Below are 21,433 nucleotides of genomic sequence, written 5' to 3' on the forward strand. Positions count from 1 at the left end.
ACTCATCAAAGCATTTAGCAGACTGCGACTTGCTCGTGCGCTTTAACTGCCATGGGCCACAGCCAAAGAACCTGCTAAAAACAACCACTAAAAAAGCCACTTGCTCGCAGCATGCAGTAGGGGTTACCAGGTTAAAAGAATCAAAGATTTCAACTCGGATTGCGATGTGCATCGACAATCCGAGCAACGGGCGTGCAAAAATTACTTTTTGCATGATGATACTTAACGCATATAATTTATATGGGAGTTATAGCCAATCTAAATTGCGTGCCCCACATCCAAGACTCACGTGAAAAATATAGCCGGCGACAATTTTATTGAAATTAAAAAATCACAATAAATCTGCTCGTTAGCTCGCATTAAATCCTAATTCCAACAAGCTGAAAACTTCTTGCTGGATGGTTAATAAAATAAACCCTCAGGGCTGAATTTTACGCCAGAGACAACACGATTAATAAACTTAATCCTGATTATTATTTGACAGGATTTTTATATTTTGCCCCCTAAGCTGTACTCGTCCATACATCGAGCTATAGCTTGAACGTTGCACTCACAACCTATACTGGTCGTCTCTAATGATACATGTGAGTCCGGTGCGAACGGCGAGCTTTTAGACGCTGTAATTTATAGATTTAATCCGTTTTCAGGAACCCCCCCTATGAGCACCCCTATCAGTTTGAATAAGCTGCCAGAAATAACCTTGGCGTTCTGGGCGATGAAAATCTGCGCCACCACCCTCGGTGAGACTGCGGGTGATTTACTGTCGATGACGCTGAATGTGGGGTATGCGATCAGCTCAATGATCCTGATAAGCGCCTTCCTGATTACACTTGGTTTGCAGCTATTTTCGAAAAGTTATAATCCCGTGTTGTACTGGGTCGTTATTCTCTCCACCAGTACCGCAGGCACCACCATGTCGGACTTTATGGATCGTACCTTGGGCCTAGGCTATGCGTCCGGCTCTCTAATTCTGATCAGCCTGTTGATCACTATTTTTGCGGTCTGGCGCTTGAGCGAGAAAACGCTGTCGGTAAACAACATCCACACCACTAAGGGCGAGGTGTTCTATTGGGCGGCAATTCTGATTTCCAACACGCTGGGCACAGCGTTAGGCGACTACCTGGCAGATGACTCCGGACTGGGCTTCGCTGGAGGTGCATTGCTGATCGGGGCGGCGATTACCGCTGTGATGCTGGCCAAGTTCTACACGAGGATTTCCACAGTGCTGCTCTTCTGGTTGGCGTTTGTCCTGACCCGACCGTTCGGCGCGACACTCGGCGATTTTTTGACCAAGTCTCACGAAAAAGGCGGTCTGGATTTTGGCACCGTTGGTTCATCGTTAGTGTTGGCCAGTGTGTTGGTAGTGTTGGTGTCCTTCGCCGTCAAGGCACGCAGCGCTGAAGAAATGTATGGCTGAACGGCTTGTGGGGGAGTGCTACAAGGTCGAGTTGGTGCTTGGCAGCGTTTTGTGTGAGCCAAGTTTTCCGCGTACGGCGTTCATCGTCACTGTTGACTACGTTGTGTGGTCGCCCCAACCTTGAGATGTGCCTGGTCTAAAAATCGAAAATGCTCGATAGGGCATTTGATCTTAAGCCAATTAGGCGCTTTGAAAAACGCATCGAGGAATTTCCCGCTACCGTTGACCGCTTCAGAATGGTCGTGTGACCTATCGGGCACGATTGTCTCATCACCGGTACTCTATAGGCAGCCCCCGAATCATGGCGTCCCTGTCTCAACGCTCATTGAGTTCCTCACGGTGCATCCCCATGCTGCGTATCTCGCGGTATTTTCTTGGCTCTTTCCGAGTCAGTTCCGATCATCGGAGTCTTTGTTTCAGGCACTGCCATAATAATCGCGCTCAGTGCCTTTGTTGCTCTGCGCGTTGGTATTCGCCGCGACGTTGGGTGCTGACGTGGGGATGGTCTTTCGTTTTGGCTAGGGCATCGACACCCGCCCAAAAACTCTCGGTTTCTCGCCTTCGAGCCGCCACCCTGAACTGATTCAGAGCAGCAAGGCCTTTTTCGAGCGATACGAAGCCAAGAGCATATTTCTCGCGCGCTTCGTACCGGGCACTCACGCCTCCATATCGCTGCTCATATTTTCATCCTGTACTTGTTATTGGCGAAGAGAGGTCGGGAAAGGCAGGGCCACTTCTACATTCCTATCGTACTCGCCGAGAATGCAGATAGTGGTCTGAAGAAATGGCCTCCAGGATACGAAAGTCACACATAGCGCACCTCAGATATTTACCTGTCAGAAAATTCATTTTGCGGGGAAGAACGTGAAATACAGCCAGCTTTAGTATTAGCCCAAGCCAGCAAACATTCTGATGGCTGAACCTAAACACTGGAGATTTGCCATGAAAACCCTGAAAGCTCTTTTGATCGTAACCTTGATGAGTGCCTCTGTAGCTGCGATGGCAGAAGGCGGTGGCGATAAAGTAATGGCGCAGATGGAGGCCGCAAGAGCGTCTGCAATGACAACCTACCAAAAATCTGAACACGCAACCGCCGTTGCCAGCAATCAAAAAGCGGCGTCCAACGATGTCGCACGTTCGAATTGATAGGGCGTTCTACTCATCAAATTCATTAGCAGCCGACTACTCGATCATGCGCTTTAAGTGCCATGAAGTGCAGTCGGGAAAACTGCCGAAAGGACGCATAACCAGAGTCGCTTACTCGCCGTGTGGCAGTAGGACTAATCCTTTAAACAGTCAAAACGACCTGCTCGGGTTGCGGGGTACACCGACAATCCGAGTAATTGGTCGGCAGCACAAAAGCTGCTCTAATGATACGCAAGCATTTCACCACCCAGCTGCTTCGATTCAGGTTACTATCGAGCAGGAGCTTCAGATAAGTTTGTCGATACGTTGAGGCAATAGCCTGCGCCAGGAATGGTAGCAATTAGCGAAATTCCAAATCCATCATCTAACTTTCGACGTAGGCGATAAATATGTTTATCGATAACGTTGTCGTTTGGATCGAATTCATAGTCCCATGCACTCTCAAGTAGCATCAAGCGAGTAACAACCTCACCACAATGTTTCATGAGTTTTTCTAGAATCAAGGTTTCGCGGTGAGCAAGGGATATCGTTCGCCCCATCCATGTTACCTGCCGAGCTGCAGAGTCAAGGCACAGTTCGCCAATACACAAGGTACTCGCCTTACCAGGTTGTTGATCTCTAGGTCGCAATAACCCTTCCAGTCGCGCCAATACTTCAACAAAGGCATAGGGCTTCGCCAAGTAGTCGTCGCAACCCGCCTGAAGCCCCTCAACTCGCTGCTGGGTCGAGGCTAAGGCGCTGAGCATCAATACTGGCGTCTGCATCCCCTCCCTGCGTAACTCTCGAACCAACGACAAACCGTCCATACCAGGTAGGCATCGATCAACGATCAAAGCGTCATAGATACCCTCAAGCGCCATCGCGAGCCCGTCACGACCTTCTGCACTGGCATCGACGACATGTCCGCTCTCTCCGAGTCCTCGCACTAGGTATGAAGCGGTACGGGCATCATCCTCAATGACTAAAATACGCACTCAAACCTCGCAAAGACTTAAATAAATTTTTTTTCATCTTGTCGGAAGCTCAGTGTATAGACTGGCTTGGCACACTATGCCATCAAAGGGGTCGTTTGATTTACATCGGCCTATTAATTTCAAGCCAGGAGCTCAGCGCGACGCCTATGACCCACGTACTGGTTATCGAGGATGATCCTGTCACCTCGCGGGAGATCGAGGCAGCACTTCAAGACCATGGCTTTGACGTGACCCTTGTAAACAATGGTCGTGAAGGCTTGTTAGCAGCCATTAGCGATACCTTCGACATCATTGTTCTTGATCGCATGCTACCTGGAGCGCTTGACGGCCTAGGTATGCTTACCGCATTGCGTGCTTCCGGCATCACCACACCGGTTCTGATTCTCAGTGCGCTAAGCGCTTTAGATGAGCGGGTTCGAGGCCTTCGTGCAGGAGGCGATGACTATTTGACCAAGCCGTTCGAGTTCATTGAGCTGACTGCTCGACTAGATGCTCTGAATCGCCGAAGGGCACCTCCTTCCGCAGCAAATCGAGACAGTCGATTACGCATTGGGAATCTGGAAATTGACCTCCTACGACGCTCAGTGCGCCGAGGCGAAAGACAGATTGACTTATTGCCTCGTGAATACGCGTTACTAGAGTATCTCGCTCAACATGCCGGGCAAGTCGTCACGCGAACCATGCTCTTCGAGGCTGTCTGGAATTATAGTTATGACGACCGCACCAATGTGATAGATGTTCATATTGGTCGTCTGCGTCATAAGATTGATGGCGAGGGCGATTCTCCAATGCTCCAAACCATTCGGGGGGCTGGTTATGTCCTACGTTCGCCTGAGTGAGATTCCACGTACCATCAGCTTTCGAACAGCCCTTATGTTCCTGGCATTATTTGGGTGCTCGTTTTTCGCGTTATTTGGTTATATTTATTGGCAGACTACCGGATATCTGATCTCAGAGGTGGATACTGCACTGCATCGAGAGGTAGACCGCCAAAACGCCCAAGAGCCTGCGCTACGACGTACAGAAATACTTAAACATACGGAACAAGACCCCGAAGGGCGGCTCCCATATACGCTATTCGATTCTGCTGGTACAACGATTGCGGGGGCGCTATCAACCCTGCCTACGTTCAGTGCATACGATAAGCCTGCGGAATTTTTCTGGGATAAAGCTAACGGGCATGATCGGCCTATCCGCTACCTTGTTCACAAACTGGATGATGGAAGCACTCTTCTGATCGGCCAGGATATTCACGATATTCGTGAGTTTGACGAACTTTTGGTCAATGCTCTGGTTTCAGGAGGCTCACTACTTATAGTAGTTGGGCTACTAGGAGCGATTGCATTAGGCGTATCTGCTCGCCGCCGTTTAGACGTACTTAGCCGCTCCATAAAAATAATTGTGGAGGGTGATCTCAGTGGGCGTTTACCTACACGGGGAAATAACGACGATATTGATCGTATTGCCGGCGTGGTAAACGGCATGCTAGATGCACTTGAACGGCTGATGAGTGAAGTCAAAGGTGTATGCGATGATATTGCTCATGACTTGCGAACACCGCTGACTCGATTGATCGCTGGATTAGAACGTGCACAGCGGCGTAGCTTGACGCAAAAAGAGTACGCCAGCGCCATCGACACAGCCATTGAGGATGCTAAGGGTCTAATGCAAACCTTCCGGGCACTGCTGCGCATTTCAGAAATAGAAGGCAGTGCTAGACGCAGTAATTTTACCCTTGTTGGTTTCAATCAAATCTGCGCTGATGCAGTTGAGCTCTTTGAGCCTCTCGCTGATGAACGTGGTATGAATCTAGAGTTCAAGCCATGCGAGGGAGTCGACACAGTAATGGGGGATTCGCAGTTACTGTTTGATGCGGTTTGCAACCTCATCGATAACGCCATCAAGTTTTCACCGGACGGAAGTGACGTCGAAGTAACAGTCTCGGCAGATTCTAACAACTGTGGAATCAGTATCCGTGACCATGGGCCCGGAATACCGGAGGAGGAACGGGAAGCGGTTTTCCGTAGACTTTATCGCTCAGAGTCCAGCCGTCATACGCCAGGCAATGGCCTGGGCTTAAGTATGGTTTCAGCTGTAGCACGTTTACATGACATGTCCCTACAGGTGCACGATGCCCGGCCTGGATGCCGGGTGGACTTGATAGGTAAAGCACAAAACGCTTGAGACCCTGTATCCATATCTAAAGCTTTCGTCACTCGGCGAGCAACCCATTCGATTGCTTGCCTGTCTCTTGGCTCAACTGATATCCCTGTATTTGGATCGTCCGCTATGCACGTCAGCAGGTCTTTGACCTGCTTTCGTTTCAGAGTTACATCCTGAATTTTTTTGCCTACCAGTAGGATGCGACGATTGTTGGGGTATCAACCACCTCTCATAGCGACAAACCTGTCAAAAAATTCATCTGCAAGGGAACTGAACTATAAGCTCCCAGGCGCAGAATAAATAAAGAATAAATCCCCTAAAGCAAACAGCTAGGCATTGAGTTCTCCATAGGTAAAAAATTCTGCAATAAGAGGCATTGTCTTTTTATGGCAGTTTAATTGCGCGCATCCAATGTAAAAGTCTCAGAATTGGACGAGCATACTTTTTCGATGGGGGGGGGTAGCCGGGCGGCTTCGCTGGTTGTTGCCTGCTATAACAAAGACAATCAAATTCGAGAGTTAATTGGCTATGAAAGATCACCACCCAGAAAAGGCAATCTACAGCATCGCTTTGGTTAACTACAAGTCGCTTGAGCTGACCAAGAAATGCCTCCAGCTCCTGCAAGATACCGTGAAAGAAAAAGGTATTTCTGTTTATGTGGTGGACAACGACTCCAGAGATTCAAGCACAGAGTATCTTCGAACTTTAAGTTGGATCAACTTGATTGAGCGAAAACCAGAGCATCCTGAGGCTGGAAATATTGCTCATGGCCGAGCTCTTGATCTCGCTTTAGGTTTCGTGGAAACGGAATATGTATTTCTTTTGCATACCGACACTTTCATTTATGACCTTGAAGTTTTTAACATGATGCTCGCGCAATGCGCCGAACAACAAGACGTAGCAGCCGTTGGATGCTTGGAGCAGCTGAATAGAGGCTTTTTTCGCTCGGCCTGGAGAATATCATCACGATTTTTTAAACATTACACCAGGCGTAGTCTTAAAGCGCTTGGAATAAAATCGAGGGAACCGAAACCATATATAGAAAAACACCTAAAAAGCTTTTGCACCCTGTGGGATGTAAGATTGATCAAAAAGCACGGCTTGCATTTTCAAATGGATGAACGCAATCCAGGCTATGAGCTTCAGGACAGGATGACCGAGTTGGATTATAAAATTAGATTTATATCGCCTCGGAAAATGTTTCGCTATCTAGACCATATTCAAAGTGGAACGATTTCCTCACTAGGCGGCTACACCAGAAACCACAGAAGAGTCAGGATGTATAACCAGATTACACAGGGTTTAAAACGTTAAAAGGCGGCAACGGATCTGTATTCGCTCAACCTCAGAAAAATTCCGCTATCTAACTTCGCCTTTACATAAGCTCAGCGCATATAAAAAGAGGCTGTGCTTCACCATTGGTGACACTCTCCATAGCCAGAAGTTGGCCTCTCTTCTGGGCAAGCCATCTACCCAGAAGATTTGTGGTAGCCCTTCGATTACTACGCGGGGGCTATTCGACGAGTAGGTAATCAGGCGGTATTTAATAGAAGGGTCATGCGGACTGAAGTTAATACGATCAACGGTAGCCAAGAAATATCTCTGTAAGAAAAAGCGTCACGTAGGTAGCCAAGACACCCTACCCAACCCCGACAGCTCTCACCGATGCCCTTGGAGGTAAGGAGGAGAAGTGGACGCGCGCTGCCGATGCCTAGCGAGTTGCACCCCAGCAGGCTTTGCAGTAGGTCATAGTCGTTGACACCTGGGTGCCAGCGGCGTTTATCCAGCTCCGGCGAATCGCTTCGGCATGGCGCACCAACCAGGCTTCTTCCAGCGAATAGCTCAGGTTGTAGGGCACAATCACCAGCTGTCTGGACCTCACCAGCTCACGGCGCAGGTGGCGGATCAACACATCAAAATGGTCAGAACGTTACAGGCTGATGCCAGGGTCCATCAAGCGGGATTTCAAGCTGTGGTAGTCGGTCGTGCGGTCGTTGATATAGCCCTGCGCCATGCCTCGCATCCCTGAATGCAATGAAGATGGCTTCGGAATATATGCAAGCGAATACGCCTCAGACACCAGCTCGGAGGGTTTGAATTACATTTGGGAAGTTGCCTACAGCCAAGAGAATAAGCGCAGACAGAACAGCTTCCTCCCATAGTTCTAACAGCGTCGCCTGATAAGGCTAATTACATTTGTTAACCGTTTATTTGACATTTTTTTCTCATTCACGGCTCTACATTCGCCGCGCTTCAACATGCAAATGATTCCTATTGATCCAGTCTCAATCGACAACCCACGGGCTTCCCGTGTATCCATAAAAAAACGGAGCATTCAACGTATGGCTTCCCGTCTACCATCTTTCCTCACTAAAGCCCTTATCGCCACCGCATTGTTCGGCGCCGGGCAGGTGTATGCCGCCGACACGGCCGGCATCGTGGTGTACAACGCCCAGCACGAAAGTCTGACCAAGGCTTGGGTTGAGGGCTTCACCCAGGAAACCGGGATTCCAGTCACCATCCGTAACGGCGACGACACCGAGATGGGCAACCAGATCGTGCAGGAAGGCGCCGCCTCCCCGGCCGATGTGTTCCTCACCGAAAACTCCCCGGCCATGGTGCTGGTAGACAATGCCGGGCTGTTCGCGCCGGTCGCGCCGGCCACCCTGCAACAGGTGGACGCCGCCTACCGCCCGACCCAAGGCAAGTGGCTGGGCATTGCCGCACGCTCCACGGTGTTTGTGTACAACCCGTCCAAACTCAAAGAGGCCGACCTGCCGAAATCCCTGATGGACCTGGCCTCGGCCAACTGGAAAGGCCGCTGGGCCGCCTCACCGGCCGGTGCCGACTTCCAGGCCATCGTCGCCGCGGTGCTGGAACTCAAGGGTGAAGCCGCCACCCTCGACTGGCTCAAGGCGATGAAAGCCAATGCGACCATCTACCGTGGCAACAGCGCCGTTCTCAAGGCCGTCAACGCCGGCCAAGTCGACAGCGGCGTGATCTATCACTACTACAGCTTCGTCGACCAGTCCAAGACCGGCGAAAACAGCAAGAACACCCAACTGCACTATTTCAAGCACCAGGACCCTGGCGCGTTTGTGAGCATCTCCGGCGCCGGGGTATTGGCTTCCAGCAAACATAAAGAAGAAGCCCAGGCGTTCTTGAAATGGATCACCGGCAAAGACGGCCAGGCCATCCTCAAGGACGGCAATTCGTTCGAATACGCCGTGGGCCAGGGCGCGCAATCCAACCCCAAGCTGACCCCGCTGGCACAGCTGGACGCGCCGAAAGTCGACGCCTCCAAGCTCAACAGCAAAAAAGCGGTGGAGTTGATGACCCAGGCCGGGCTGCTCTGATTGTTGCCTGAGGCTGCGGCCCAAGCGCTGACGGCGCCCGCGCAACGCCGCGTTCACGGCCTGTTCAAAGGCCGTGAGGGCAGGTGGGTTACGAGTTTGTCGGTGCTGGTGTCGCTGCTGGCACTGCTGCCGATTGCGTTTGTGATCGGCGTGTCCTGGCAAATCGGCTGGGCGCAGATCGAAGCGTTGGTGTGGCGCGCGCGTGTGGGTGAACTGTTGGTCAACACCGTTCTGCTGGTGGTGATCACCCTGCCACTGTGCATCCTGCTGGGCACTGCGCTGGCGTGGCTGACCGAGCGTACCGACCTGCCGGGGCGGCGGCTGTGGTCGCTGTTGGCAGTCGCGCCGCTGGCGGTGCCGGCATTTGTGCATAGTTACGCGTGGGTGAGCCTGGTGCCTTCGATGCACGGCTTGCCGGCCGGCGTACTGGTGTCGGTGATTGCCTATTTCCCGTTTCTGTACATGCCGGTGGCGGCGACCTTGCGTCGGCTCGACCCTGCGATTGAAGACGTAGCCGAGTCCCTGGGCCTCAAGCCGTGGGCGGTTTTTTTTCGCGTGGTGCTGCCGCAGTTGCGCCTGGCGATCTGCGGCGGCGCACTGCTGGTGGGCCTGCATTTACTCGCCGAATACGGCTTGTACGCGATGATTCGTTTCGATACGTTCACCACCGCGATTTTCGATCAGTTCAAATCCACCTTTAACGGCCCTGCCGCCAATATGCTTGCGGCGGTGCTGGCGCTGTGTTGCCTGGCGATGCTCACCGCTGAGTCCGCCGCACGCGGCCACGCCCGCTATGCGCGGGTCGGCTCCGGCAGCGCCCGCGAGCAGCGCATCGTGCGCCTGAGCCCGCGCACCATCCCGCTCGCCCTGGGCCTGCAAAGCCTCACCTGCGCGCTGGCCCTTGGCGTTCCGCTGGTGACCCTGAGCCAATGGTTGATCGCTGGCGGCCGCGAGGTCTGGCGCTTCAACGAATTGCTGCCGGCGCTGGAGCAAACCCTATTGCTGGGGGTGGCCGGCGCGGTGTTGACCACCTGCGCGGCAGTGCCGATTGCGTGGCTGTCGATCCGTGCGCCGGGGCGCTTGCGGCGCATTCTGGAGGGTTGCAACTACATCACCAGTTCGTTGCCGGGCATCGTGGTGGCGCTGGCCTTGGTCACGGTGACCATCCACTTCGCCCGGCCAATCTACCAAACCACTATTACCGTGCTGCTCGCCTACCTGTTGATTTTCCTGCCACGGGCCCTAGTGAGCCTGCGCGCAGGCATCGCCCAGGCGCCGGTGGAGCTGGAAAACATGGCCCGCAGCCTCGGCCGCTCGCCGGGCCGAGCCCTGTGGCAGATCACCCTGCGCCTGGCCGCACCCGCCGCGGCTGCCGGGGCGGCGCTGGTGTTCCTGGCTATCGCCAACGAACTGACTGCCACCTTGCTGCTCGCACCCAATGGCACGCGCACCCTGGCCACCGGCTTCTGGGCGATGACCAGCGAGATAGACTACGCTGCCGCCGCGCCTTACGCGCTAATCCTGATCCTGATGTCACTGCCGTTGACCGGCCTCCTCTACCACCAATCCAAACGCACGGCAGGCCGATGAACGCCCTTGAACTCCACGCCCTCTGCAAATCCTTCGGCAGCCAGCGCGCCTTGGCCGACGTCAGCCTGTCGGTGCCCACCGGCGGGCGCACGGTGATCGTCGGGCCCTCCGGCTCCGGCAAGACCACCTTGTTGCGCATGATCGCCGGGTTTGAATTCCCCGACAGCGGCAGCCTCACACTCAACGGCCAGGTCCTGGTGGACACCACCCACGCCGTGCCGGCCCATCAGCGCCAGATCGGCTATGTGCCGCAGGATGGCGCACTGTTCCCGCACATGACGGTGGCCGACAACATCGGCTTTGGCCTGACGGCCAAGGGCGAGGCGCACCACAGCCGTATCGCCGAGCTGATGGACAGCGTGGCCCTCGACGCCAATATGGCGCGGCGCTGGCCCCATGAACTGTCTGGCGGCCAGCAACAACGGGTGGCACTCGCCCGGGCCTTGGCCCAGCAGCCAAGGCTGATGTTGCTGGATGAGCCGTTTTCCGCGCTGGACACCGGCCTGCGCTCGGCGATGCGCAAGATGGTTGCGCGGCTGCTGAGCGATGCCGGCATCACCACTGTTCTGGTGACCCATGATCAGGCGGAAGCACTGTCGTTTGCCGACCAATTGGCGGTGATGCGCCAGGGCCGCCTGGTGCAGTCGGGCCCCCCTATGGAGATGTACCAGTACCCGGCCGATGAGCAGACCGCGCTATTTCTCGGAGATGCGGTGGTGCTGCCCGCGCGTATCCAGGCCGGCTGGGCCGACTGCGACCTGGGGCGGATCCAGACCAACAGCCCGCTGAGCCACGACACGGCGCGGATCATGCTGCGCCCTGAGCAGGTGCACCTCAGTGCCACCGGTTGCCCTGGCGTGGTGACCGAGCGCGAGTTCGGCGGCAACACCTGCACGCTGACCGTGGCGTTGCACGCTGACCCGAGCCATACGATCCTGGTGCGCAGCGCCGGCCTGCTGGCGCCACTGGCCGGCAGCGCGGTGCACCTGTCGACCACGGGCACCGCCCACGTGCTGTTTGGATAAAAAACCCGGCCCTCAGTCTCAGCTAAGTCTCGTGCCGTACATTCTCCCTTGCGCCAACCGCCGCGCGGTCAAGGAGAGGTAATCCCGATGAATGCCACAGCAGCCCGTTGGCTGAACAAAGTACCCGAGGTGACACTGTCATTCTGGGTGATCAAGATACTGTCCACCACCGTGGGCGAAACCGGAGCGGATTACCTCGCCGTGGATGCCGGCTTCGGCGCCGGCCCCACCAGCCTCGGCATGGCCGCACTGCTGGGGCTCGCGCTGTTCGGACAGCTGCGCACCAAGGCCTACACGCCGTGGATCTACTGGCTGACCGTGGTGCTGGTGAGCATCGTCGGCACACAGATCACCGATATCCTCACCGATAAACTCGACGTCAGCCTGTATGCCAGCACAGCGATTTTCTCGGTGCTGCTCGCGCTCAATTTCATGCTCTGGTACCGCACCGAGCGCAGCCTGTCCATCCGCGACATCGTCACCCCACGGCGCGAATGGTTCTATTGGACCACGGTGCTCTGCACCTTCGCCCTGGGCACTGCCGCCGGCGACCTGGCCACCGAAGCACTGGGCCTGGGTTTCACCTTCGGCGCCGTGATTTTCGCAGGCCTGATCGGCGTTGCCCTGCTGGCCTGGCGCCTGGGCGTCAACAGCGTGCTGACCTTCTGGGTCGCCTACATCCTCACCCGCCCCTTCGGTGCTTCGCTGGGCGACCTGCTCACCCAGGCCAAGACTTATGGTGGCCTGGGCATGGGCGCCAGCTGGACCAGCGCGCTGTTCCTGTTCGTCATCGTTCTGCTGGTGGCCGTGGCTCAATTCAGCATCGGCAACCGCAAACCCCTTACTCATTGAACCCAAGGACATCTCTATGCTTAACCTCAGAGACATGATTCGCCACGTCGCGATTCTTTCCGCCATCGGCCTGCTGAGCATCGTCACTGGCTGTTCGAAACCTGCCGATAAACCTAAGGACGCAACCAGTGCCGGCTCAAGCAGCAGCCAGCGCCAATCCTCGAAACTAGGGGACCTGTCAGAGTTCCGCAACATTGCCGCAGACGTGTCGGCCCTGGTCTCCAAGCACGACCTGGCCGGCGCCAAAGCCCGCATAAAGGACCTGGAAAGCAGCTGGGACAGCGCCGAAGCCGGGATCAAACCGCGTGCAGCCAGTGACTGGCACGTGCTAGATAAAGCCATCGACCACGCGCTCTCGGCATTGCGTGATACCAGCCCGAACCAGGCCGACTGCCAGGCCGCAATGGACGACCTGCTCAAGGGCTTCGATTCGATGAAAGGCTGACAACATGCTTCACTACACACGCGGCGACTTCCTCGCCGCGTTTGCGTTGGTGCTGGAGAGCAAGATGCGGATTCTACTGGTCGAAGACGACCCCATGATTGGCGACGCCATCCAGAGCGCGCTCAGCGATGCGAGCTATGCCGCCGACTGGGTTAAAAACGGCCTCACGGGCCTGGCCGCCCTCGACACCCACGTCTACGATCTGGTGCTGCTTGATCTGGGCCTGCCCGGCAAGGACGGCCTCGACGTGCTGGACTGCATCCGCGCGCGCAACAACCCCGTGCCCCTGCTGATCATCACCGCCCGCGACAACCTCGACGACCGCCTGCGCGGCCTGGACAGTGGCGCCGACGATTACCTGCTCAAACCCTTCGACATCGCCGAACTGCTGGCACGCATTCGCGCCGTGCTACGCCGCAAGGGTGGCGCCGCCCAGTCGGTGCTGGGCAATGGCGTGGTGACCTTGGACCTGCTGAGCAAACACGCGAACACCGACGAACAGCGCGAGGTGGCGTTGTCCAGCCGCGAATTTGCCCTGCTGCAAGCGTTGCTTATCCGCCCGGGGGCGATCCTTTCGCGCAGTGAGTTGGAAGACCGCCTGTATGGCTGGGGTAATGAAGTGGAGAGCAACGCCATCGAGTTCCTGATTCACGCCTTGCGGCGCAAGTTGGGCACCCACGTGATCAAGAATGTCAGGGGCATGGGATGGATGGTTTCAAAAAGCGTTTGAGTGAGTCGGTGCAACTGCGACTGTCGGTGACCCTGTGCCTGGCGATCCTGCTGGTGGCGTTGGCGGCCAGCGTGTTTGCGTTTGTCTCGGCGTTTGAAGAAACTCACGAACAACAGGACGCCACCTTGCGCCAGGTGGCGATGCTGTTCGACCGCCAGCAGATGACCCTGCAATACCCAGAAGGCCCGGCGCTGGCCGGCGACGACGAAGAAACCCGGGTGATCATCCAGCGCCTGAGCGACAGCCCGCACGCCACAGGAACCACCGATGAAGCTCTGCCGATGCCCTTTCCCGTCAACCTGGCGGATGGCTTGTCCACGGTTCAGGTGGCCGGTGAAGCCTTTCGCGTGCTGGTGCACACCACCACCGGTGGCGAGCGCATCGCCGTGACCCAGGAGTCCGACGCCCGCGACAAGGACGCCCGTGAAGCCGCCTGGCGCAGTTTGTTGCCGTTCCTGATTCTTTTCCCCGTGCTGTTACTGGTAGTCGGCGACCTGGTGCGCAAGCTGTTTCGCCCGATTGGTGTGCTGGCGGCCGAGATCGACCAACGCGCCGAGCAAGAATTGCATCCCATCGAGGAACAGCACCTGCCCACCGAAGTGCGCCCGTTTGTGGTGGCGATCAATCGCCTGCTGGCGCGCGTCGCACAGTCCATGGACATCCAGCGGCGGTTTGTCGCCGATGCCGCCCACGAGTTGCGCTCACCCATGACGGCCTTGGCGTTGCAGGCAGACCGGCTGGCCGCCACCGATATGTCGCCCATGAGCCGCGAACGTTTTGTGCCGCTGTTCCGGGGCATCGCGCGTGGGCGCCAGCTGATTGACCAACTGCTGTGTCTGGCGGCAGCACAGTCAACCTCGGAACGAGAACACACCCGCCTATCGGTGCATGCTGTGTATCGCCAGGTCCTTGAAGACCTGTTGCCGCTGGCCGAACGCAAGCAACTCGATATAGGCGTGGACGGCGCTCAGGACGTGCACGTGACCTTCAACGCGATGGACCTGTTCACCCTGGTGAAAAACCTGGTGGACAACGCCATTCGCTATACCCCGGAGGGCGGGCGCATAGACCTCTCGGTGACCCAGACCCCAGGCGGAGTACTGCTGCACATCAAGGACTCCGGCCCCGGCATTGCCACAGAGGAACAGGCGCGGGTGTTCGACCCATTCTACCGCAGCCTGGGCACCGACGAGGCCGGCTCCGGGCTGGGTCTGTCGATCGTCAAGGCGATTGCCGAGCGCAGCGGCGCACGGGTGCAGTTGTCGTTCAGTGATACCCAAGCGCAGCGTGGCCTGTGCGTGACGGTTTGGCTGCAAGCGCTGTAAGCACCTGCGCCGAACAAAGACAATCACCACCTTTTTTGACCTTTTTTGCCAACATCCGCCCTAGATTGGCCTTATCAGCCCTATAGACGCCCGACAATGAAACCCTCTGACGCCACGGACGACGCGCTCCTCACCCAAGCCCCTGTACTGGCATGCCAGTGTGGGGGCTTGATTACCGACAAACCTTAAAAAAGGCCCCCCACACCTGGTTCAGGTGTATGGGCCTTTTGAACATAAGCGGCGTATTGGAAGAGAGTTACGTAGGCGTTTACGACGTGAAGGGCGCTTTGGTGCGTTTCTCCGACTTTGGCTCACAAGCATATTTAAAAATTGCGGTAGCTCGAGGACGCTATTGGGAGTCAACTGAGATACCTCTCGATGATCAGCGCGATGAATACGATCCAAGCAACCGCCAACATACTAGTAATCGCAACCCATTGCCCGCCCATTAGGTCCGTTCCGTTTATGCTTATCTATTCAGTCGAGAATATCCAGTTACCTAGTTATGTGTCTGTAGGAAAACTCCCATAAAACCATGGGCGATTCGTTTAGTCTCCATTTAGGCTGCAGGATATGATCCTCCCCAAGAAGACCTGCCGCTTTCGAACGGGGAATTATCAATATCGGCTCGAGGGCATTGGGTATCAATGTTCACTGTCAAGTATATGACTGCCAAACAGGGATCCATCGGCTCGATCGCATTCCTTGATCGCCAGATCTTTTAGAGCCTAATGATCATGGCCCCCTGAAGAAAATCGCTAAAAAAATCAGCGGGATTCGTCAGCATAAATTACTCTGATAGACAACCTGTGAATGCTGGCAAGGAGAGCCCGATGAAAAAGAAAAAGTCCGCGGATAACACTGATGCGCTCATAATCAACATAAACGACGGCTTCGAGCTCAGCTTTTGGGCCGTGAAGTTCGGGGTCACTAAAGATGAGATCCGAGCAGCCGTCCGCCAGGTGGGGAATTCACTTACGGCAGTGAAGCGCCATTTCACTCTCTCCCAGCACGCCTGACCACTCAAGACTTCGCTTAATAGACGTCAATGCTTCGGCTTCATTCGTGCATTAGCAATGCCGCTCACTAGCCCGGTGAGAGCTCTGCGCTTCCAAGACGACAGACGGTTGAACGCTGCAGGAAACTCAGCGTTTCAGCACAGTGTGAGTTATCACCCTATCAGTAACAGCGGCAAACCTCCAACGTTGATCTGACCCAATCACCAGGTGCAAAACGGCCTTTACTATCTTGGATAACGGTCAATGCATAAACCAGGGCAGGGATAAGCCCTCTATCGGTGATGGCTGTTCGTTCGTCGGTGTCCACTACCAACCTGAATGGCGATTCACCAAGCAAAGGAAAAATTCGCAGACTCAAGCTAGAACGAAGCATCACAGGGAAGTGGTGCCTGCGAAATCGATTCAAACCTGCCTCCTTATCCTGCATCAATTGCAGGTGGGACTGGTCCGAATATCTCCTATATTCACTATCTCGGAGTAATGGCATCCGCGATGTGGTGTCTCTTAACACCGGTAATCAGCGCTAACCGGTCATAGGACAGCATAGCGATGCCACCTCGATTTTAGTCCCTGTACGCAAGTAAGGCTAAGTACACCTTTAATGCCGACAATGACGCTCTGCTGAAGTTGAACTCAGTAAGCATGAGAATTTTCGCTCCAGACGAGCCATCGTAGAGCCAGCGTTTCGGGATCTTCGCCCAGCTTTTACTTTCAAGCCAGCCGCAAATCAGGATGCTCGACCCCTTCCTGAGGGCCTGTGCTTTTCGCTGAATAAGCCCCTCTACTTCTAGTCGCGTCAACGCCTTCGCAACAGTTGGCCGAGACAAGCCAGTGAGCCGAATCAGCTCCTCATAAGTCACCTTCGCATTTCCAGTTATGAAATCTGCTCGACAGCACAGCGCTAGGGAAATCCTGAAAAAGACTTCCTGATTTGGCAAAATCCCCGGACACCAATCGCCGAGCTTTTCAATGAAGCAGATGACCTTCGCCGATGCCGAGTACGCCGGTAAGCGCAAGCAGACCCGCAAGGAATTGTTCCTGATCGAGATGGATCGTGTCGTACCCTGGAAGGGTTTGATTGCCCTGATCGAGCCTCATTACCCGAAGGGCGAAGGTGGTCGTCCTGCCTATCCTTTGATGGCGATGCTGCGGGTTCATCTCATGCAGAACTGGTTCGGTTACAGCGATCCTGCGATGGAGGAAGCTCTGTACGAGACGACGATCTTGCGCCAGTTTTCCGGTCTGAGCCTGGAGCGGATCCCAGATGAAACTACCATCCTCAACTTCCGTCGCCTGCTGGAAAAGCACGAGTTGGCCGCTGGTATTCTCGGCGTGATCAATGGCTATCTGGGCGACCGTGGCTTGTCACTGCGACAAGGCACCATCGTCGATGCCACGCTGATTCATGCGCCCAGTTCGACCAAGAACAAGGACGGCAAACGCGACCCGGAAATGCACCAGACAAAGAAAGGTAACCAGTATTACTTCGGTGCCAAAGCTCACATTGGTGTCGACGATGAGTCAGGGCTGGTGCACAGCGTGGTGGTCACTGCGGCCAACGTCGCGGATATAACCCAAGTCGACAAATTGCTACACGGTGCTGAGAACGTGGTCTGCGCCGATGCAGGCTATACCGGTGTCGAGAAGCGCGAAGAGCATGCGGGACGCCACGTCATCTGGCAGATTGCAGCCCGGCGCAGTACCTACAAAAAACACGGTAAACGCAGCGCGTTGTACAAAGCGATGCGCAAGATCGAGAAAGCCAAGGCCCAGTTTCGCGCCAAGGTTGAGCATCCATTTCGGGTGATCAAGCGCCAGTTTGGTTATACGAAAGTGCGCTTCCGAGGCTTGGTGAAGAACACTGCTCAGATGGTGACGCTGTTCGCCCTGTCAAACCTGTGGATGGCGCGTCGATATTTGCTCTCCAGCGTAGGAGAGGTGCGTCCGTAATGAGTGAAATAGCTGCTGCGAGGCGCGTGCAGCGGCAAAAATGGATGGAATAGGCGGCAGACTTGATCGATTTTGAACGGCTGCCGTTTTTTGAAAGCGCCTATGGCTCAGCAGTCGAAAAATAGCGGCCTACTTCAGACCATCCCTAGGTAAAGCTTGAGCGAGGAAATGCATGCGTTTCTTGCGGACTTATCCTCCTTCAACCACATCGACTTTACCGAATAGGACTCATCCGCAAAGTTGACTAGCTCGCCTGCACGTATCCAATCGACAGGCATTTTGGCCCATTCAGACACAGGACGACCCATTTCGACTTCGCTCATTTCGACCTCCACGCATGCATCAGCAAACCAGCACTCAGAAGCAAGATACAGCACAACGCTAGCTTCAACGGATCAGCCGAAAGCGCTCTATCAATCACAAACAGGACGGAATTCATTGCCTGGAACCTCAAAAAAAATGGCTACAGGAGAAACGTTATCGCCAAGCGCAGCTGCTATCTAAATAGAGGCGCCCATCAGAATCGTCATAACTATCTGTTAAATATGAAGATACTGGCAAAATTATTAGTTAATTTGAGATAGGCTTGATACGCGGATTTTTGCCTGTTTTTTGATCAATTTGAACTCAAGTTTAAATTGCAATGCGCTCCAGCACGTCCTATCGAACGAGAACATGTGCAGTGAAACCAGCTGACTTATGAGCACTCATTGTTGCAACGGCTCAACATAGGCTAAGTGCTATATCGAGATCTGTACGAAGCCTTCGACCGAACCCCATCAATACATAAATCGTATTCTTCGTCTCAAACAGACACCCATGAGTGAAAGAAACCGCCAAAGTTGTTCGAACCCAATCGCCAGTTGGGAAGCGGCCTTTGCTATCTTGGATAACGGTCAAAGCGTAAACCAGAGCAGGGATTAACCCTCTATCGGTGATGGCTTTTCTCTGACGTGTTGTAATTTCGATGTCCAATATTGCCCAATCAGCAACAAGACAGTAGGCACGGGAAGGGAAGTGCAGATTGGCCAGGGCCACAGCATCTGGGTTGGCGAGTTGGCACCCGCTTGTTTTCTCCCCTGCAGAAAGCAGTGAGGTAAACCCTGCCAAATTCATTCGTTCCTCCGGCCAATCAAAAAACCGATTCGAATGAGAAGCATCCTTCAGCATAGCTCCCGGCGAATCGCCTGGTACCGATGGCGACGAATAGCAGCTAGATCATCCCACATCTCGTTCCTCTACTCTCCCTTTATCTCACTGAACGGGATGATTTCTATTGGCGGCTCCACCGCACAAAGTGTTTTGCGCCAATACCCCACGCTATGCCATTGGCCGTGCTTGAACCCTACCTCGGGGTAGGTGCCGATGTGGGTGAGCCCGAGCGCTTCATGGATGCCTATGCTTCCCGCGTTGGGTAAGGCGATGCCGGCATAGGCTGCATGAAACCCCTGTTTCTCTAGGACTGGTAGAAGCTGCTGATAAAGGGCACGACCAACCCCTTTTCGGTGCACTGACGGATCGACATACACGGTGACATCCACCGACCAACGATAGGCTTCACTGGCTCGATGCTGGCTGGCATAAGCGTATCCAACGACCTTGCCGTCCATCTCTGCTACCAGATAGGGATACGTTGGCAGTGTTGCGGCTATTCGTGCTGCCATCTCATCGACAGTCGGTGGCGTCAGCTAAAACGAGATGACCGTGTCCAAAACCATCGGCGCATAGATAGCCTGGATGTCAGAGGCATCAGCGGGTGTAGCAACCCTCACTTTATAATTCATGTCTTTCCTTGACCGTCAGGACTACTTGGTAGACCGTTACTCCGAACGCAAAGAGCCGGCTGAAGAGCTGTCGAAACGAGAGAATCAGCGCTCCATCTGAAGATAGGTTAGAAAAATATTCAGCAATTCCGTGGGCACCCGAGTTAACGGAGCGCGCCGCCTTAACAATGCCAGCTGCGATCGCGTACTCGCTTGGGTTGATTCTACTCGGCTGCGGCTGGATTAAAATGACATGCCTTCAGACACCTGAATCAGCATTTCTTCGACTAGATGTGTGCCGTGAGACGTAGTGACCATCGCCGATGGGCTTTCTCCCAAAAAACGGGCTTTGGGTTTCGAAAGCCATTGTTTGGCCTTCCCTTTGTCACCGAAGATCACCTCGGCCATGGCGGTAATGTGTCCAAACCGGAACAGGTGGTCACTCTCATGCAACGTTAAAAGCTGATTGGCTGCCAATTTTGTTTTGAGCGCTTTTGGGTGAATTATTCTGTTGCGTTCTTCGTCGCTTAGGGTTCCATCATCACAAAGCACCTTGATCAGGCTGGCCGAGAAGCCAGCTACAATCATGTCGTGAATGTCCAGATCCGAAGCATTGACGGAGATATGAAGAAGCGCCTCCAGACGCGTGCGGTAAGCATGATAGGCATCCTGACGCAGGACGCCAGCAAACATGGGCCGCACTGATGCTGCGTTGTCCATGGGCGTCAGCACTAATGTGCCATTCGCTACCGTTAGCTCCAGGTCGTCCCCAACACCTAACCCCATTTGGTCAAGCAACTCTGGAGGTAGATCAATGATGATGTCGCCAGTACCGTCCTCAGTATTCTGGCACTTGACTATCCAACGCTCGCTCATGATTGTCCGGCCCTCATCCGCGATTAGAGAATGACACACATCATTATGCTCGGGCGCAGAGCTGACCAAAGGAACGTGCACTCCTCCGGTAGACATGCACTGCCGCTGCTCGAACGCCGGATAGCGAGTGCAACAGCAAAAAATGGGGCAATGGCTTTGCCGCCTTTCCACCGTCACATGGTTACGAGCTTGAGCGTGATCTGGCAACTACACGAAAAGGATATGACATGAACCCTGATGAGCTTTATGTTTCCGTCGACGTCGAGACTTCTGGACCTATACCAGGCGAATACAGTCTGCTTTCCATTGGAGCTTGCCTTGTAGATCAACCTGCCACGTCCATCTATCTTGAACTACGACCTGACAGCCCAAAACACGACCCAGAAGCACTGGCAGTATCGGGGCTGAGTCTGGAGAAGCTGGAGCGCGAAGGACTCACTCCGCAACAGGCGATGCTGACATTTGGTGAATGGCTGAAATCATCCTGCCAAACGGGGCAGAAGGTCATTTTCGTAGGACTCAATGCACCGTTTGACTGGTCATTCGTCAACTACTACTTCCACAAATACTTGGAAACCAACCCCTTTGGTTTTACCGCTATCGACATGAAGGCCTACTTCATGGGAGCTGTAGGTTGCAGCTGGCAGGAAACAAAATCATCCAAGATGACCGCTGCGCTGAAGCCACTCAGCGAACCGAACCATAACGCATTGGATGATGCTCGCTTTCAGGCAGAGCTCTTCGCGCTAATGCTGGCGGGTAAGGGTAACCGCTGACGTGCCTCCCATGGCACCGACTTGAA

The 21,433-nt window shown here is 54.6% G+C and carries 21 protein-coding genes and 2 pseudogenes; 16 read left to right on the forward strand and 7 right to left on the reverse strand.

The features are described 5' to 3' along the window. The first annotated feature begins 676 nt into the window (after positions 1-676). Positions 677-1,417: a COG4705 family protein gene (locus AC07W0_RS15410; RefSeq protein WP_046482581.1), complete on the forward strand. Its 741-nt coding sequence runs from the start codon at positions 677-679 to the stop codon at positions 1,415-1,417. Between the two features lie 942 nt (positions 1,418-2,359). Further along, a complete protein-coding gene (locus tag AC07W0_RS15415; protein ID WP_017850088.1) occupies positions 2,360-2,563 on the forward strand; it encodes a co-regulatory protein PtrA N-terminal domain-containing protein in 204 nt (67 codons plus the stop codon). Between the two features lie 269 nt (positions 2,564-2,832). Here the strand turns inward: AC07W0_RS15415 and AC07W0_RS15420 are convergent, their stop codons facing one another. Continuing rightward, complete coding sequence (locus tag AC07W0_RS15420; protein WP_046482288.1) at positions 2,833-3,537, reverse strand: response regulator transcription factor; 705 nt, start codon at positions 3,535-3,537, stop codon at positions 2,833-2,835. 146 nt (positions 3,538-3,683) lie between these two features. On the opposite strand from AC07W0_RS15420, the gene AC07W0_RS15425 reads away from it, so the two are divergent. From AC07W0_RS15425 to AC07W0_RS15475, 11 genes are all read left to right on the forward strand, one after another. Continuing rightward, positions 3,684-4,376, forward strand: a complete 693-nt coding sequence (locus AC07W0_RS15425) for a response regulator transcription factor (protein ID WP_017850090.1) — start codon at positions 3,684-3,686, stop codon at positions 4,374-4,376. After that, entirely contained in the window at positions 4,354-5,721 is a 1,368-nt protein-coding gene (locus AC07W0_RS15430; RefSeq protein WP_026140411.1) for a sensor histidine kinase, read from the forward strand. Before AC07W0_RS15425 ends, AC07W0_RS15430 begins: the two co-directional genes overlap by 23 nt. A gap of 507 nt (positions 5,722-6,228) precedes the next feature. Next, positions 6,229-7,014: a glycosyltransferase gene (locus tag AC07W0_RS15435; RefSeq protein WP_057005881.1), complete on the forward strand. Its 786-nt coding sequence runs from the start codon at positions 6,229-6,231 to the stop codon at positions 7,012-7,014. 1,028 nt (positions 7,015-8,042) lie between these two features. After that, complete coding sequence (locus tag AC07W0_RS15440) at positions 8,043-9,056, forward strand: iron ABC transporter substrate-binding protein (RefSeq protein ID WP_057005879.1); 1,014 nt, start codon at positions 8,043-8,045, stop codon at positions 9,054-9,056. A gap of 27 nt (positions 9,057-9,083) precedes the next feature. Then, on the forward strand, positions 9,084-10,646 hold the full coding sequence (locus AC07W0_RS15445; protein ID WP_082643910.1) for an ABC transporter permease: 1,563 nt from the start codon (positions 9,084-9,086) through the stop codon (positions 10,644-10,646). Beyond that, positions 10,643-11,671, forward strand: coding sequence for an ABC transporter ATP-binding protein (locus AC07W0_RS15450; RefSeq protein WP_057005877.1), 1,029 nt, complete (start codon positions 10,643-10,645; stop codon positions 11,669-11,671). Before AC07W0_RS15445 ends, AC07W0_RS15450 begins: the two co-directional genes overlap by 4 nt. An 87-nt stretch (positions 11,672-11,758) precedes the next feature. Next, positions 11,759-12,523, forward strand: a complete 765-nt coding sequence (locus AC07W0_RS15455) for a COG4705 family protein (RefSeq protein WP_057005876.1) — start codon at positions 11,759-11,761, stop codon at positions 12,521-12,523. Positions 12,524-12,539: 16 nt separating this feature from the next. Next, positions 12,540-12,968 carry a hypothetical protein gene (locus AC07W0_RS15460; protein WP_057005875.1) on the forward strand — a complete coding sequence of 143 codons (429 nt, stop codon included), beginning with the start codon at positions 12,540-12,542 and terminating at the stop codon, positions 12,966-12,968. A 64-nt stretch (positions 12,969-13,032) separates the two neighbouring features. Continuing rightward, positions 13,033-13,698, forward strand: a complete 666-nt coding sequence (locus AC07W0_RS15465) for a response regulator (RefSeq protein ID WP_057005899.1) — start codon at positions 13,033-13,035, stop codon at positions 13,696-13,698. After that, positions 13,674-15,023 carry an ATP-binding protein gene (locus AC07W0_RS15470; protein ID WP_102617663.1) on the forward strand — a complete coding sequence of 450 codons (1,350 nt, stop codon included), beginning with the start codon at positions 13,674-13,676 and terminating at the stop codon, positions 15,021-15,023. Before AC07W0_RS15465 ends, AC07W0_RS15470 begins: the two co-directional genes overlap by 25 nt. 833 nt (positions 15,024-15,856) lie before the next feature. Further along, on the forward strand, positions 15,857-16,042 hold the full coding sequence (locus AC07W0_RS15475) for a DUF3606 domain-containing protein (RefSeq protein ID WP_057005873.1): 186 nt from the start codon (positions 15,857-15,859) through the stop codon (positions 16,040-16,042). Positions 16,043-16,202: 160 nt separating this feature from the next. Here the strand turns inward: AC07W0_RS15475 and AC07W0_RS15480 are convergent, their stop codons facing one another. Beyond that, positions 16,203-16,529, reverse strand: a complete 327-nt coding sequence (locus AC07W0_RS15480) for a DUF6957 family protein (RefSeq protein ID WP_404942698.1) — start codon at positions 16,527-16,529, stop codon at positions 16,203-16,205. 76 nt (positions 16,530-16,605) lie between these two features. Next, positions 16,606-17,070, reverse strand: coding sequence for a MarR family transcriptional regulator (locus AC07W0_RS15485; RefSeq protein ID WP_404942699.1), 465 nt, complete (start codon positions 17,068-17,070; stop codon positions 16,606-16,608). On the opposite strand from AC07W0_RS15485, the gene AC07W0_RS15490 reads away from it, so the two are divergent. Then, entirely contained in the window at positions 17,012-17,992 is a 981-nt protein-coding gene (locus AC07W0_RS15490; protein ID WP_083333486.1) for an IS5 family transposase, read from the forward strand. The genes AC07W0_RS15485 and AC07W0_RS15490 overlap by 59 nt on opposite strands. 134 nt (positions 17,993-18,126) lie before the next feature. On the opposite strand, the gene AC07W0_RS15495 is transcribed toward AC07W0_RS15490, so the two are convergent. The 3 genes and pseudogenes from AC07W0_RS15495 to AC07W0_RS15505 all read right to left on the reverse strand — a co-directional run bounded on the left by AC07W0_RS15495 (position 18,127) and on the right by AC07W0_RS15505 (position 19,776). After that, on the reverse strand, positions 18,127-18,315 hold the full coding sequence (locus AC07W0_RS15495) for a hypothetical protein (protein ID WP_102617662.1): 189 nt from the start codon (positions 18,313-18,315) through the stop codon (positions 18,127-18,129). A gap of 400 nt (positions 18,316-18,715) precedes the next feature. After that, positions 18,716-19,162 carry a DUF6957 family protein gene (locus AC07W0_RS15500; protein WP_146015062.1) on the reverse strand — a complete coding sequence of 149 codons (447 nt, stop codon included), beginning with the start codon at positions 19,160-19,162 and terminating at the stop codon, positions 18,716-18,718. A gap of 68 nt (positions 19,163-19,230) precedes the next feature. Then, a pseudogene (locus tag AC07W0_RS15505) lies at positions 19,231-19,776 on the reverse strand (arsinothricin resistance N-acetyltransferase ArsN1 family B). A gap of 10 nt (positions 19,777-19,786) precedes the next feature. Here AC07W0_RS15505 and AC07W0_RS15510 point away from each other — a divergent pair. Next, positions 19,787-19,876: pseudogene (locus tag AC07W0_RS15510) on the forward strand (arsenical resistance protein ArsH); the annotation flags it as partial. A gap of 122 nt (positions 19,877-19,998) precedes the next feature. Here the strand turns inward: AC07W0_RS15510 and AC07W0_RS15515 are convergent. Then, positions 19,999-20,631, reverse strand: coding sequence for an antitoxin Xre/MbcA/ParS toxin-binding domain-containing protein (locus AC07W0_RS15515; protein ID WP_219730814.1), 633 nt, complete (start codon positions 20,629-20,631; stop codon positions 19,999-20,001). A 227-nt stretch (positions 20,632-20,858) separates the two neighbouring features. Between AC07W0_RS15515 and AC07W0_RS15520 the strand changes: the two genes are divergently transcribed. After that, on the forward strand, positions 20,859-21,407 hold the full coding sequence (locus AC07W0_RS15520) for a 3'-5' exonuclease (RefSeq protein WP_010565120.1): 549 nt from the start codon (positions 20,859-20,861) through the stop codon (positions 21,405-21,407). The last annotated feature ends 26 nt before the right edge of the window (positions 21,408-21,433 follow it).

The sequence above is a fragment of the Pseudomonas sp. GW704-F2 genome (assembly GCF_059423025.1).